At 42.6% G+C, this 13,258-nt stretch carries 14 protein-coding genes and 1 pseudogene; 11 read left to right on the top strand and 4 right to left on the bottom strand.

Going from position 1 to position 13,258, the window contains the following annotated elements; translation table 11 throughout:
- Positions 1-848 precede the first annotated feature (848 nt).
- From ABN764_RS04765 to ABN764_RS04725, 9 genes and pseudogenes are all read left to right on the top strand, one after another.
- Entirely contained in the window at positions 849-956 is a 108-nt protein-coding gene (locus tag ABN764_RS04765; protein ID WP_139170691.1) for a VOC family protein, read from the top strand.
- Complete coding sequence (locus ABN764_RS04760; protein WP_446671099.1) at positions 953-1,237, top strand: VOC family protein; 285 nt, start codon at positions 953-955, stop codon at positions 1,235-1,237. The genes ABN764_RS04765 and ABN764_RS04760 overlap by 4 nt, the downstream gene beginning before the upstream one ends.
- Positions 1,238-1,256: 19 nt before the next feature.
- Positions 1,257-1,703, top strand: a complete 447-nt coding sequence (locus tag ABN764_RS04755; RefSeq protein WP_051614123.1) for a GyrI-like domain-containing protein — start codon at positions 1,257-1,259, stop codon at positions 1,701-1,703.
- A 223-nt stretch (positions 1,704-1,926) separates the two neighbouring features.
- Complete coding sequence (locus ABN764_RS04750; RefSeq protein ID WP_446671098.1) at positions 1,927-2,325, top strand: VOC family protein; 399 nt, start codon at positions 1,927-1,929, stop codon at positions 2,323-2,325.
- 35 nt (positions 2,326-2,360) lie between these two features.
- The gene (locus ABN764_RS04745) at positions 2,361-2,570 is read left to right on the top strand and encodes a hypothetical protein (RefSeq protein ID WP_446671097.1); all 210 of its coding nucleotides are present in this window, start codon (positions 2,361-2,363) and stop codon (positions 2,568-2,570) included.
- Between the two features lie 57 nt (positions 2,571-2,627).
- Positions 2,628-3,290 carry an AMP-binding protein gene (locus ABN764_RS04740; RefSeq protein ID WP_446671096.1) on the top strand — a complete coding sequence of 221 codons (663 nt, stop codon included), beginning with the start codon at positions 2,628-2,630 and terminating at the stop codon, positions 3,288-3,290.
- Between the two features lie 61 nt (positions 3,291-3,351).
- On the top strand, positions 3,352-4,317 hold the full coding sequence (gene sbnB, locus ABN764_RS04735; protein ID WP_268625235.1) for a 2,3-diaminopropionate biosynthesis protein SbnB: 966 nt from the start codon (positions 3,352-3,354) through the stop codon (positions 4,315-4,317).
- 5 nt (positions 4,318-4,322) lie between these two features.
- Positions 4,323-4,523 (top strand): annotated as a pseudogene (locus ABN764_RS04730) (NADH-dependent alcohol dehydrogenase); the annotation flags it as partial.
- Positions 4,524-5,101: 578 nt separating this feature from the next.
- Positions 5,102-5,734 carry a class I SAM-dependent methyltransferase gene (locus ABN764_RS04725; protein WP_028532846.1) on the top strand — a complete coding sequence of 211 codons (633 nt, stop codon included), beginning with the start codon at positions 5,102-5,104 and terminating at the stop codon, positions 5,732-5,734.
- A gap of 409 nt (positions 5,735-6,143) precedes the next feature.
- Here the strand turns inward: ABN764_RS04725 and ABN764_RS04720 are convergent, their stop codons facing one another.
- The 4 genes from ABN764_RS04720 to ABN764_RS04705 form a co-directional block, all read right to left on the bottom strand.
- Complete coding sequence (locus ABN764_RS04720) at positions 6,144-7,469, bottom strand: ISL3 family transposase (RefSeq protein WP_446671336.1); 1,326 nt, start codon at positions 7,467-7,469, stop codon at positions 6,144-6,146.
- 18 nt (positions 7,470-7,487) lie between these two features.
- Positions 7,488-8,669, bottom strand: coding sequence for an MFS transporter (locus ABN764_RS04715; RefSeq protein ID WP_446671095.1), 1,182 nt, complete (start codon positions 8,667-8,669; stop codon positions 7,488-7,490).
- Between the two features lie 78 nt (positions 8,670-8,747).
- The gene (locus ABN764_RS04710) at positions 8,748-9,038 is read right to left on the bottom strand and encodes an ArsR/SmtB family transcription factor (RefSeq protein WP_446671094.1); all 291 of its coding nucleotides are present in this window, start codon (positions 9,036-9,038) and stop codon (positions 8,748-8,750) included.
- Between the two features lie 221 nt (positions 9,039-9,259).
- A complete protein-coding gene (locus ABN764_RS04705; protein ID WP_446671093.1) occupies positions 9,260-10,693 on the bottom strand; it encodes an MFS transporter in 1,434 nt (477 codons plus the stop codon).
- A gap of 144 nt (positions 10,694-10,837) precedes the next feature.
- Here ABN764_RS04705 and ABN764_RS04700 point away from each other — a divergent pair, with 144 nt between their 5' ends.
- Complete coding sequence (locus ABN764_RS04700; RefSeq protein ID WP_446671092.1) at positions 10,838-11,671, top strand: AraC family transcriptional regulator; 834 nt, start codon at positions 10,838-10,840, stop codon at positions 11,669-11,671.
- A 130-nt stretch (positions 11,672-11,801) separates the two neighbouring features.
- Positions 11,802-13,157 (top strand): erythromycin esterase family protein, encoded by a 1,356-nt coding sequence (locus ABN764_RS04695; RefSeq protein ID WP_446671091.1) that lies wholly within the window; start codon positions 11,802-11,804, stop codon positions 13,155-13,157.
- The last annotated feature ends 101 nt before the right edge of the window (positions 13,158-13,258 follow it).

Here is a 13,258-nt window from a genome sequence, read left to right as displayed (position 1 = left end):
AGAGGTGCAGTGGTTACAGGTTCTAGCTCGCATGCATTATGATTTGTAGTTGCGTTGGAAGAACTCGACGAACGAATCTGAGCTATTCTGTCAGTAGATGGATTGTTTTAGCGAATTCTGCGCTTGCCCGGGAAATTTCAAATAACAATTACTTGGCTCTGTTAAACTGCTTTGTTGATGTTTTATTGAAGTAACCGGCAAATTAGTGGAACAAAGAGGAGGGAGACTGATTACGGAGAAAATTATAATTTATGAAATACGCGACCATGGCCAAACTTATAATATATATTAACACCATGAGAATCAAAGTGGAAAAGCCTCCCGGTACTACGCGCCTTAAGCCTTTTATATTCGTGAATACAAAGGCTATGCGATATTCCGGAAAGAAATAAATTGTTTATATTTACAAAAGAGAACAATTGTTCTATTATATTAAATATCTCTACTAGCTAGAAATTAATGGTTTTGAGCACTAACTTCATAGTTTTCGCGTAACGTACCAGCATTCGCGCCCCACGCTCTTCCAAGGCAAGTCGATGGAGAGAACTCTAGAAACCCACCAACAGGACTTCATATTAGCACAACAACACATTCTAACAGGTTCCGATAGAGCCATAAGGCTGTTCGCCGTAAAATACATGAGACATTTTATGAAAATGCCGAAGAACCTAAAAATCTTAAGCATTCAGAAATGATCTTCTTGACCATATCGATTGAGATTGTACACCTCAAGAAAACAAATATTCTAGGTATTCCTTGCACAGGTCTAACGAATAAATCAACAATAAGAAGAGATGGATTATAACCTTTTTCACAAATGATATTGAGTCTTTACATACCTATTTGAAATCAGAAGTATCTTTATTCCAGTAAAGAATCTTGAAGAATCCATTCACTGGTATGAGAGCATCTTAGGCTTTCAACTAACCGTAAATTGGGGAAGGGTGCAACATTGAAACTGAATCATACTCCTACTGTATTAGGACTGATACAAGTAGATGAAAGGCAGCCGGTTACATTTAAGAACAAAGATGCATTAATCACACCTTACTATAACTTCTTAACCGAGGATGTCCACTCTGCCCATGAGTATCTGAAGAACAATGGAGTAAACGTGTTTGATATCCGTGACAATGACGATTTTTATTTAATGGATTTTGAAGATCCAGATGGAAACTTGCTCAGTATGATTGATTTGAATCAGGATTCAAGATGGCTCAAAAGCCTTACGAAATAATTTCAAAGGAGAAATGAATATGAACCAAAACCAAGTCGTGGTTGTTCACCTCCAGGAAAAAAAATTTATCGGCATTCCAGTAACATCTAGTTTTCAGAATCATGACCCAAAGAGAGTTGAAGCTACAAAAGAATCTTTCTTGAATCGCAAACATGAAATCAAAAACGTAATCAATTCACATGAATATGTGTGTCCGCACTTCTCATCGGAAGTACTATTTACTTATTTTTTCTGCATGGAAGTAAGTTCCCTTGAGGATATCCCTGAAGGCATGATTGGTTTTACAGCTCCGCCACATTCCTATGCGACAACAAGAACAGAAAAAGACCCTTATGAAGAAATCCATACTTACCTTGCAAACAATGGATTTGAAAACAATTCGAAGGCACTTGCACTTGAGGTCTATCAATTTGAAGATCCGGAATGGCCAGGAAAAGTAGATGTATTCGTTCCAGTTATCGATTAAGTAAGCAATATTGAGAACACAAGAGATTGGTATTGCAAATTACTCGGCTTGCCAACTGATGGAGAAATAATGGAGAAATATTATTTAGCCATATTTATGTGCTTCCAATAGTAAAAAGGTACATAATAGCATTTTCAGCACCCCGCCAAAGCTTTAAGCCGATGGGGAATTGTGATTACAGAAGCCTTGAAATCAATATATTTAACAAGGAGGAATACACATAATGGCAATAAAGATAAAAAACTATGCAGTTGTTTCATTGCCGGTTCGTGATCTAGAGGTTTCCGTTAGGTGGTACAATGAGGTACTCAGTATTCCGTTCACTTTCGAATACTCCCCGGGTGACCAAGAGGCTTGGCTTAACGTCGGGGGAGTCGGACTTGGGCTTATTCGATGCCCAGAGGTGCCAAAGCTGGACTTTACGAATAGCAGTGGAGAGCATCAGCCAATCATTTCGCTGGAGGTAGACAATATTCATGAAGTGTACGAGGAGTTAAAGAAGAAAGGGAACGATATCGACGAAATGGTGTACAAGCCACAGGGCGGGTACGGCTTCACTTTCCGCGATCCGGACGGTCATATGGGGCATTTGTGGGGCGGTTGGCCAAAGGAAGAAAGCTGATAATTTTCTCACACAACAAAGAGGCGGTATTTCATATGGATGTTCCATTGGCCGATTTCGATATATTTTCCGAGGAAGAGAAGCAGATCCTCCTTAACGTTAATCAGTTGAATACAGAGGATCCATTCCATCAATCGATCAGCGAGCTTTTTGAAGCACAGGTTTCCCGTACTCCAAGTCATATTGCCGTTGTTTGCGAAGGGCGGCAAATTAATGCATTGGTACACTCACGAATTTACATTTAGCGAATCGGATTGTGTACTGTTGATTGCTTCAATCAGTTTTGACTTGGCGCAAAAAACTTGTATGCTCCGCTACTAACTGGTGGACGCCTTTGTCTTTTTCCAGCAGCCGTCAATGATTATGCAGGCATATCTGAAACGATCGAACGAGAGCAAGTAACTGTGATCAACTGTGCGCCTAGCCTTATATTTCCCTTGATCGACTTGCATGTGCCTGAGGAAGATCAAAAGGATCTCGGGCATCATTTTTCGCGTCTCCGCTCTGTCAATCGATTGTTTTTGGGAGGCGAACCCATCCATTTATTAAAATTACGACCATGGACAGCGTCGCCTTCTTTCTGCGCAGAGATTATCAATACATACGGCCCAACCGAATGTACGGATGTCTCATCTTATTATCGGCTTACTTACCAAGATGTATCTCATGGAACGAATGTGCCGATCGGCAGTTCGGTTTATAATACTCAGTTATATGTACTTGATGAAAACCTACAGGTGCTTCCGCTTGGGATGGTCGGTGAACTCTATATTGGAGGTGTTGGACTGGCTCGCGGATATTACCGGGCGAAAGAGCAGACGATGGAGAAGTTTTTAGATAGTCCAGTATCCGGCAGCTGCTCAGCCATACGGGCGGCGTCAATGTTCCTGGATTTCCCAGGAAGAGCGCGTAATCGGAGTTCTATGCTCGCAGGACGGCGTTCAGCAATTTGGGAAAAAGCTTAGATATTCACTATTTTAACTGCGTGCCGGTCAAAGGCCGTACAAATGACGGGAGGTTCTCTATATGCTGTATTTGAATCATGCTGATATTTTGGATCTCGGTGTGGATTGGGATGCCAATATTGATGTCATCGAACATGCGGTTCGTTGCATCGCGAATGAGGAATACTCGCAACCGATTAAACCTTATTTACGATTCCAGAATCAAGCCAACCGCATCATTGCGATGCCTGCCTACGCAGGCGGCGCATTTCAGATCGCGGGAATAAAGTGGATTGCCAGCTTTCCAGAGAATATACAAAAAGGTTTACCTCGGGCCAATTCGGTAACGATCCTTAACGACGCGGAAACGGGTGTACCGATAGCAACTATTAATACTTCGCTGATAAGCGTCATACGCACATCAGCCGTGTCAGGCTTAATCGTGAAGTACTATGAAAATACGAGACGGCTACAAAATATTCAAGCCGGCATTGTAGGATTTGGCCCTATCGGTAAGTTCCATTTGAAGATGCTATGCGCATTACTGGGAGAGCGCTTAAGCAAAATATATATTTATGATGTAGCAGGAGTTCGGCCAGAAGAAATTTCGCATTTAGAAGGGAAAGTAGAGGTTTGCAATAGCTGGGAAGATGCTTATGTAAACTCGGATATATTTATAACTTGCACGGTGTCCAAATCTGGTTATATAGATCGAAAACCTAAGGACAACGCTCTTATTCTGAATGTATCCTTAAGGGATTTTAAGCCTGAAATTCTGAATTACACGAAATCCATTATAGTCGATAACTGGGAAGAGGTTTGTCGGGAAAATACGGATATCCTGCACATGAATGAACAAATGGGATTGCAAAAAGAGCACACGAAATCCATTGTGGACATTGTGCTGGAAAATGAACTAAAACAACGAAGACCAAACGATGCTATCATGTTTAATCCTATGGGCATGGCGATATTCGATATTGCCATGGCCCATCACTACTATAAGCTGGCTATGAACCGAGGGATAGGAACCCTCTTGAGCAGCTAGAAATGAGACAATTTGCTGAAGAAGGTATCGACGAGCTTAGGAAATTCTTTGCATCCCTTTCTGCACCAAGCAGATTAGCGGATTATGGCATCGACGATTCAACGATTGAATTAATGGCGGATAAAGCAATGATATATGGTGATTTAGGAAACTTTAAGAAATTGAGCCGCTCCGATGTCTTGCATATATACCGGATGTCGCTATAAGAGAACATTAATTCATATTACCGATCCTACTCCTTCCAAGTAAAGGGAGCCAGGATCGGTTTTTATTATGTGTCTGGAGTATGGGAAGATGTAGTGATGCCTCACTAATCATCAGCGTTGCTCTATGTTGCAGGGTATGACATGCATTTCACTTCGGGATAATTAACGCAGTTTAATGTCGGTTGGATTGCCAAGGTGGACAAGGAGCAAGGTGAGCAGTGTTTCAATTTCAAGATGCGACGAAATTCTAATCTGGTTCCGTGAACCACATCGTGTCAACCGATTGACTTACGTACTTCGCATCTGTACAATAATAGACAAATGGGATCTATAATATCTTTTGAAATTGTCCTCTTTCTTTTCAATATGATGACACAAGCAAAACCTATTTTAGAGCGCATCTGCAGAACAAAAAGGTTACTAAAGTAACCCAATATGCTTGCAATTCATGAAGTAAAGTAACATTCACTTCATCAGAGATGTTTTTTATATTCTATTTACAGATATAAGATATCTACAATATACATTATATGCTTTTGTATTATATCGCATTTGAAACCATCACAGAGGAGAAAGCTATGACAGAATTCTGGGAAGCAAGCTTTATTGAGAAACAAATGATGTGGGGATTGGAACCTTCCGACTCTGCTTTTATGGCAAAGGACTTTTTCCTCGAGAAGAAAGTGAAGGACGTATTGATACCTGGTTTTGGTTACGGAAGAAATGCAAAGATATTCTCAGATAACGGAATGCATGTGACAGGTATTGAGATATCAAAAACAGCAATTGATTTAGCTAGGAAAAACGGGGTAAATGCTACTATTTATCATGGTTCAGTGACGAATATGCCATTTGATAACAAGCGATATGATGCGATATTCTGCTACGCCCTGATTCATTTACTGAATCGTCGTGAACGGGAAAAATTGATTCAAGATTGCTACAATCAGTTACAACCCGATGGATACATGATGTTTACTGCTGTTACAAAAAAGGCCCCCATGTATGGCAAAGGCAGAGAACTGAGTAAAGATAGATTTGAGATTATGGAAGGCGTCAAAATGTTCTACTATGATTCGAATTCAGTAAGACGAGAATTTGAGAAGTATGGATTAATCGAGTTCTCAGAGATTGACGAGCCCAATAAAAATATGAAAGATAAGCCTGCTATGAATTTTGTAATTATAACATGTAAAAAGGGAGCTATATAAGTGTTCAACTCCATCCGTTATTTTAACTGGTCTTCATTCAATATATTGCACATATGCTCTGCTAATTTCCGAACTGCCAGCATAGACAAAACACCACATTGTGAAAGGTGTATGCTATCATTTTTGGAAAAGGAGCGTGGATATCATGTTGACACAGCCACTCGCAGCAGAGTATGGAGAAGCTTTTGCAAATTACATTAAGGTATTTGGGAGAATAGAAGATTGATGGGAAGAAGGAGGTAAGTAAAGACTCACTCCTATGGATAAATATCAAAGCCGCAAGGATTATTCCTTGCGGTCTTATTCGTGTCTTCTAAGAATGAAACTTCGAAAAAACACTAAGAGGTCTGCCGTTTGTTTTCATTTCGGGTTCAGGACATACACTAGCGATGTATTGGTGGAAAAAGGCTTATAATTCGCCCTTTTCCAATCTCTCAATCAAGGTGGGAATATCAATGCCAAGCAGAGTTGATTCTTTCGGTTCACAAATAACGGGAGGTATTTTGAACATTGGGAAGTTTTCTTCCATTACGTAAGTTTCGATCCGCCGCTGATTATTTGGCTTGCATTGCTTTGCATGCCCCTCTGTATAGAGAAGTTTGGCTCGTAAGGCTTCAAATGAATAGCCCCTGCCTAAACGGTTAATGACACGGATAAGGCTGTTGAGAGAATCCGTATAGGCGTTTGTAAAGCGATGGTCGAAGTAGGTGAATATCTCTTCTTCCCAGTTCGTCACGGCCATAATTAAAGGCTCAAAAGCGGATTGGAGTTCCTTTGGTATTTTAGATCTCCAATTGAGGTATTTGAGGAACGCTATTTGTCTTGTGTTGCTTTCCCAAATATCGAAAAAGGACTCCTTGATTTCATAAGCAATCCCCAGTAAAGGGTGATTATTCGTCCATAGGTCAAGCGTTATCTTATCCATCTCTGTAAGCTCTTTGTGGCGTTTTAGGAGGGTAAAACGGTCGTGCATAAGCACACGTTGTTCCTTCGGTGATAAGCTCTCTCTAATCTGTTTGTGAATGGATTCTAATGCTTGGTTTGCCATGCGGACAATGTGAAACTTATCGACGATTATAGCAGCTTTTGGCAATATAGCTCTGACAGCGTCCCTATACGGTTGCCACATATCCATTGTGATGTATTGTATTTGTCCTCTATTTGGAAGGCATGAGAGGTAGCCTACAACGGTTTCCTTGTTAAGATTGGCTAGAACGTCTAACAAAGTACATTCTTTAATGTTGGTTATCATGCATCTTGGCTTGATAATGTGTATTCCGTGAATCCCAAGCCAATTAGGAGTTTCAAACCGAATGGTTTCTTTAAGACGATTGATGTAATCACGAAAAATGTTACGTATCGTTTTTTCATTCAATCCAACATCCTCGGATATGCTGACAAACGTACGCTTTAGGCTTTGCTTTTCTATATAAGACAATAATCGCTTGGTGCAGTTTCGCCTCTCGTCTATGGTGTGGTCTAAGCGATCCCAAAAGGTTCGATTGCATTCTCTACAGCGATACCTCTTACGCTCTATTTGAAGTCCTACACGCTTGCCGTAAAGAGGCACATCCATACAAACATATTCCCTGTTACCGTGCTTATAGAAGTTCGCTATGCATCCGCAGTGAGGGCAAGCTAAAGGGGGAGAGTTCGTCACCACTTGTATTAGAATATCAAATTCATTCTCACTAATACTTAGTATGTTGAATTTTGGAAGATTTAGAATATCCATTTGATTTCTTATATGCATTCAAGATGCAAATTCCTTTTTTGTTTTCGTGTGAATCGTCAAAATACCACTTAATATAAAAAATAACAACGAGCCAGCAAAACAAATGGCCGCAAAAATGCCTACGCCATAAAAACCGTTAAAAGTTGCATAAATCATGCCTGCGATCCAAGAGCCGAGTGTTGTCGCAGCGTACATGATCGAATTGGCCAGGCTTGAGATCGTGCCACGGATTGTCGGATTTAACGAATTCAGCAGTCCCAAAATCAGCGGAAATGCGATTCCCATATTAGCAAATATTAAAAAGTATATACCTTCGAAAGCCGAAACCGATGATAGGTAAGGCAAAGCAATAAAACATGCAATAGAGACAAGAAAGCCCACAACTATCGTATTGAAACGGTTCAACATTTTGATCACATAAGCACCGCTAATGCTCCCGATCATATTTCCAAGACCAAGAAAAAACATCACATACCCCACTTGATCGATCGAAAGGTGATAGCGATCCGTCATCCATTTTCCAATGAAAGAAAAAGCAGCAAAGAATCCACACTGAAATAAGAAATGACCCAGGAAAGTTCTTCTCGCTATTTGGCTTGTCAATAGCGGGATGTATCTTCTGAATATTGATATTCCTGTTCTTTGGTCTTGATTCGGTTTCATTTCGGGAAGAGCATACAGGATAAATATCGCCACCAACAAAGAGCAGGCACCGATTGTAAAAAAAGGATAAGACCAATGGGTCGCAGCAAGCAGGCTTCCAATAGGTATACCGAACGCTTGGGATACAGCCAAGCCTGCCATTACGATTCCTGATACTTTGGCGATCTTTGGCGGGGGAAATAGAGCAGGAATAGATGCCCAGACTTGAGGCGCTGTAAATGCTGCGCTGACTCCGGCTAAAAAACGGAATAAAAACATCGACCAAAAACCTGTGGCAAGACCGCATAAAATGGTTGACACCGAGAAGCATATCATGCCAGAAAACATTACTTTTTTTCGATCCCATCCATCGGAAAGCGGTCCAGCGATCAGTGCAAATATCGCATAACCTAAAGCATAGGCCCCCACCATCCAACCGGAATACTCGGTCGAGATATGAAACAAAATTTGAAGAGTGGGGATAAGTGGAGAAATCAAAAATGTATCGGTTCCGATAACAAACATGATGAGGAAAAATAATGTTGTTAATTTTTTCATGGTGCTTACCTTCTCCTTTGCAATTAGTTTTGTAGTTAAAAAACTATTGAACTAAATGATAAAAAAATAGATTTCTTTCTACAGTGTATCCAGAAATCCGGGCAAGTAAGTTTGAAAGGTCTCTATATCGATACTCATATACTTCGTTTGGGCTTCTTTTCGTACCTTGATCAGTTTCGCCTCCCTCAAAGTACGCAAATGATACGAAGTATTCGATTTCGAAGTATCGCGAATTTGCATCACTTCTCCGCAATTCATCTCCTTCCCGTTGGCGTACAGAGTTCGAATGATATCCAGTCTTGTTTCATCAGCTAATGCTTTAAATATTTTGACCCTTTGCTCATCATCAAACATTATTTGAGTTGTCATAAAACTATAGTACTACAATATCGCTACAAATCAACTCTTTAGCAAAATTCCACCATAATCTCCGATTTATAATGAGTGCGTGCGCTTGCATATACGATTGTGGGGCATGAGCTGCATCATGTGAATGTACTGAAGGAACGGTATGACTCATTACTATGAAAGTCAAAGCCGCGAGGATTATTCCTTGCGGCTTACCAGCGATGTATTCACTATCAATCGGCTCAATTACTACGAAGTAATAACGATATCAGGGCGGACATGCCGCAGATTACGCCTGCCGCAAGGAATGCACTATGGTAACCGGCTAGCTGCGCCACTACGGCTGTACTCCCAGACTCTGCATGTAGAGTCGTCATAGAATGAGAGAGTGTCACTAGTATGGCTATACCAAGTGCCCCGCCAAGTTGACGGGCTGTATTTTGCAAACCGGAAGCAAGGCCTGTGTCCTGTGCCGGAATGCCCGCAAGCACAGCTTGGATGGCGGTCATTAACATCAATCCTAGTCCACATCCAACAAGCAAACTTGGAAACAAGAACTCAGAAATATAGTGGGGTTGAGCTGGCAGCCAATTGAACCAGACAAATCCTGCAGCGGCCAAGAGACCACCCAGAAAAGGAAGCCTTTTAAATCCGGCGGCACGAAGTGGACGGGATATAATCGAAGTAATAGCAAGCATGGCCGCCATAGGCAGCAGCGCTAATCCCGTTTGCAGCGGACTGTATCCGCTGATTTGCTGTAAGCTTAGGGATGAAAATAACACGTTGGCTGTTAGAGCTCCACCAAGTCCGAGTACCATGAAAATGCCAATCCGTACATTCCAGTGGCGGAAAATGCTTAGACGTATTAAAGGTGCAGCTGTGTTTTTTTCAATAGCGATGAACACCAGCAATAGCACAAGCGCACCGGCTAACGAGCACAGAACAACTGGAGATTTCCAACCCAGTTCAAGCGTCTGTGTGATTCCAAAAATAAAGGCCGTCAGGGCAAGCGTAATTGTAACAGCTCCTGGTATATCCAGCTTGGCGGGGTTATTTTCTTTCGACTGTGGAAGCAGGCAAATGGCAACCATACCGCTGAGCACAACCCCGATCGGAACGTTGACAAACATTACCCAACGCCAGTTGATTACGCTCGTTAGAACACCGCCAATCACTACTCCGAACGCAGATGCAATAGAAGAAGAGGCTGCCCATAACGATATCGCCCGATCTTGCTTGGCACCTCTCGGATATGCTGCAACGATTACAGTTAATGTAGATGTGGCGAGCACTGAGCCTCCCAGTCCTTGTATGGCACGTGCCGCTAATAACATGGGGCCTGTTGTTGCAAGTCCGCCGGCGAGGCTGGCTAAAGTAAATAAGATAAGTCCAGACTGAAGTATTGCTCTTCTGCCATAAATGTCGCTGGCACGTGCCGCAAGCAGCATAAAACCGCCTAATGTCAGCAGATAAGCATCAATTACCCATTGCTGTTCAGCAACAGAAAGACCCAGATCCGTTTGCATGGCCGGCAAAGCAACATTTACAATCGAACTGTCCATGACGACCATAAAGGCGCATAAACAAGCAACTAATGCGGCGATCCATGCGGGAATGCCTTTTTTCAGCAATGACGATCCGCTTGGGGCAGACAAATTTACAGATTTAGATAACATCGAGATCCCTCCAAAAAATGTGCTGGTTGAAATCAATCATTAGACATTGGTCTGTTCCTTATTTTAGAATAGGATCAACGATGTACGATAACGCTAATTGGACAAAAAATAACGAGAAATGGCCAAAAAAAGGGGCGTTGCAAAATGACCACAGAAGAGGTAGATAAGAGTGATTGGCTGGAAGGGCCTTCATTAATTGCTTTTTGGGGCAATGATGATTCTGACAACCCTTTCCGGCTTGGAACACGTGAATACGATTGGCACAGTCATCGGCGAGGACAGTTTTTTTGTGTGGAAAGCGGGCTAATCCATGTGCGAACACCAACCGGTTCCTGGCTGCTGCCTCCTCGCCGTGCAGGGTGGATTCCACCGAATATAGCGCATAAGGTCACAGTTAGCGGAGCCATGAGCGGCTGGAGCTTACTGCTTACACCTGAAATTAGCAAGGACTTATCATATACTCCGTGTGTTATCAATGTAAGTGAGCTCATGCGTGCGCTTGTGCAGCGAACGGTGTCTTGGAGGGATCAAGAAATCCTCGAACCTAATCAAGAAAGAATAATAGCGGTTTTGCTCGATGAGATTAAACTCGCTCCACTTGAGCCATTACATTTGCCCTTACCGGTTGATCCGCGCCTTTTGCGTATAACGGACGCGATCCTTCAGCAGCCCGAAGATAATCGTACACTTAACGAATGGGCCGTTTGGGCAGCATTATCTCCACGTACATTGCGACGCTTGATATTGGCAGAAACCGGGCTGACGTTTGCGCAGTGGCGCCAACAGGCTCGTCTCACCCTTGCACTGGAAATGCTGGCGCAAGGGGATTCTGTAGGGATGGTAGCTGATGCGCTTGGCTATGGAACTCCGAGCAGCTTTATTGCGATGTTCCGCCGCGCATTCGGTGATTCTCCATCGCATTATTTGGCGGTCAGACGCGAATTGAAACATAACCTTCCACATACTCCTAATCACTGAATGGGGTATACGGACGGAAAATAACTAGAATTGTATTCTATCTTTATACTTTCCTTAGAATTCGCTGTTACGATGTCTTTGCAAACAAAAGAGTAGCGAGAATGGATTTCTAAGGAGGAGTATTTTCATCATGCAAGCAGTACAACGATTAAAAGGATTGATAGCTCTAGGTATGGCGTTTACGCTCGTTCTATCCCTGTTCAATGCCTCAGCGGCAGCGCAAAAGAGTGACGGAGTGAAGGAAAATATACGGGAGATTACATCGACAACGTCATCGAATTATAAAGATTTAGAGTTTCTGAAGCCGATCTTGAAGGATAAGACGGTCGTCAGTCTCGGTGAGAACTTCCACCGTGTTGCGGAATACAGCAGCATGAAGACAAGATTGATTAAGTATTTGCACGAAGAGCTGGGGTTTGACGTGATTGCATTTGAATCCGGACTTGGGGATGCCTTCATGACAAACGAGAATGCTCGCAACTTGACCCCGAAAGAGATGATGCAGCAATCGATATTCCCAATTTGGCACTCCAAGGAGACGCTGAATCTATTCGAATACATCAAGAAACAGCAGGGAACCAAGAACCCGCTCCATCTCGCAGGTTATGACATGCAATTCACTTCGGGCTATCTCACACAGTTTATTGCCGGTTGGATTGCCAAGGTGGACAAGGATCAAGGTCAGCAATATTTCAACTTCGAGATGCAAGCAATGACGGATTTGTATAAGGTACTTAACGAATATGGCATGGAGGATGGCCACCCAGAGGCGAAGGCGGAGGTTAAGAAAGTAAAGGATACATATGAACCGAAATATAAGGCGCTGATCGAATTCATCCAAACAAACAAGAAAGAACTCGCCGCAGCTTACCCAGCCAACCCGCATATGGTGGATATTGCGATCAAGACGCTCGAAGATCGAGTAAAATTCATCGAGATGGGGATGTACGATACGAAGAAAAGCTATGAATTCCGTGACCGTATTATGGCTGACAACGTCGAATGGCTAATGAAGGTGATGTATCCCGGCAAAAAAGTGATTCTATGGGCACATAACGATCATTTAGCGAAGAATACATCTAAGATTCAGACCAAAGAGCAAGGAAAATGGATCGGCAGCTTCACCAGCATGGGAGAACTGCTTCATAAGAAGCTGAAGGATAAAGCTTATGTGGTCGGGCTCTATATGAACAGCGGCAGGGCAAGCACCATTACGACGCAGAAGCTCTTCGATATAAAGCCAATGCCGAAGGGAAGTCTGGAAGAGTTGATGATGCGTAGCGGGTACAAAATTGCATTTGCCGATCTATCCAAACATAAGTCCCCGAAGCAGAGCAATTCATGGATGTTCAAGCCGATCTATGCAGCGGAGGATGGCATGACATCCGAGATTATTGAGCCGATGTCAATGCGATTCGTTCCAAGGGAACAGTTCGACGGTATCATCGTCTTCGATCAAGTGAAGGAACCGACAACGAAATACTAATCTTATTCCATTGGAGAATTAATCGTTCCCCCTGTCGGTGACACCGCGCGTGTTGCTGCAGGGGGATTTTTGACATCGGGCTTCGTTCTCAAGCCTCGTTA

The sequence above is a fragment of the Paenibacillus wuxiensis genome (assembly GCF_040195695.1).
GTDB classification, from domain to species: domain Bacteria; phylum Bacillota; class Bacilli; order Paenibacillales; family Paenibacillaceae; genus Paenibacillus_B; species Paenibacillus_B suaedae.
This window is presented reverse-complemented; position numbering and strand designations above follow the sequence as displayed.

Bases quoted from the DNA above. Each gene is read 5' to 3' on its own strand.
- ABN764_RS04755 (WP_051614123.1), top strand. From the start codon at position 1,257: ATGAACCAAAACCAAGTCGTGGTTGTTCACCTCCAGGAAAAAAAATTT.
- ABN764_RS04750 (WP_446671098.1), top strand. From the start codon at position 1,927: ATGGCAATAAAGATAAAAAACTATGCAGTTGTTTCATTGCCGGTTCGT.
- ABN764_RS04745 (WP_446671097.1), top strand. From the start codon at position 2,361: ATGGATGTTCCATTGGCCGATTTCGATATATTTTCCGAGGAAGAGAAG.
- sbnB (WP_268625235.1), top strand. From the start codon at position 3,352: ATGCTGTATTTGAATCATGCTGATATTTTGGATCTCGGTGTGGATTGG.
- ABN764_RS04725 (WP_028532846.1), top strand. From the start codon at position 5,102: ATGACAGAATTCTGGGAAGCAAGCTTTATTGAGAAACAAATGATGTGG.
- ABN764_RS04720 (WP_446671336.1), bottom strand. From the start codon at position 7,469: ATGGATATTCTAAATCTTCCAAAATTCAACATACTAAGTATTAGTGAG.
- ABN764_RS04715 (WP_446671095.1), bottom strand. From the start codon at position 8,669: ATGAAAAAATTAACAACATTATTTTTCCTCATCATGTTTGTTATCGGA.
- ABN764_RS04710 (WP_446671094.1), bottom strand. From the start codon at position 9,038: ATGACAACTCAAATAATGTTTGATGATGAGCAAAGGGTCAAAATATTT.
- ABN764_RS04705 (WP_446671093.1), bottom strand. From the start codon at position 10,693: ATGTTATCTAAATCTGTAAATTTGTCTGCCCCAAGCGGATCGTCATTG.
- ABN764_RS04700 (WP_446671092.1), top strand. From the start codon at position 10,838: ATGACCACAGAAGAGGTAGATAAGAGTGATTGGCTGGAAGGGCCTTCA.
- ABN764_RS04695 (WP_446671091.1), top strand. From the start codon at position 11,802: ATGCAAGCAGTACAACGATTAAAAGGATTGATAGCTCTAGGTATGGCG.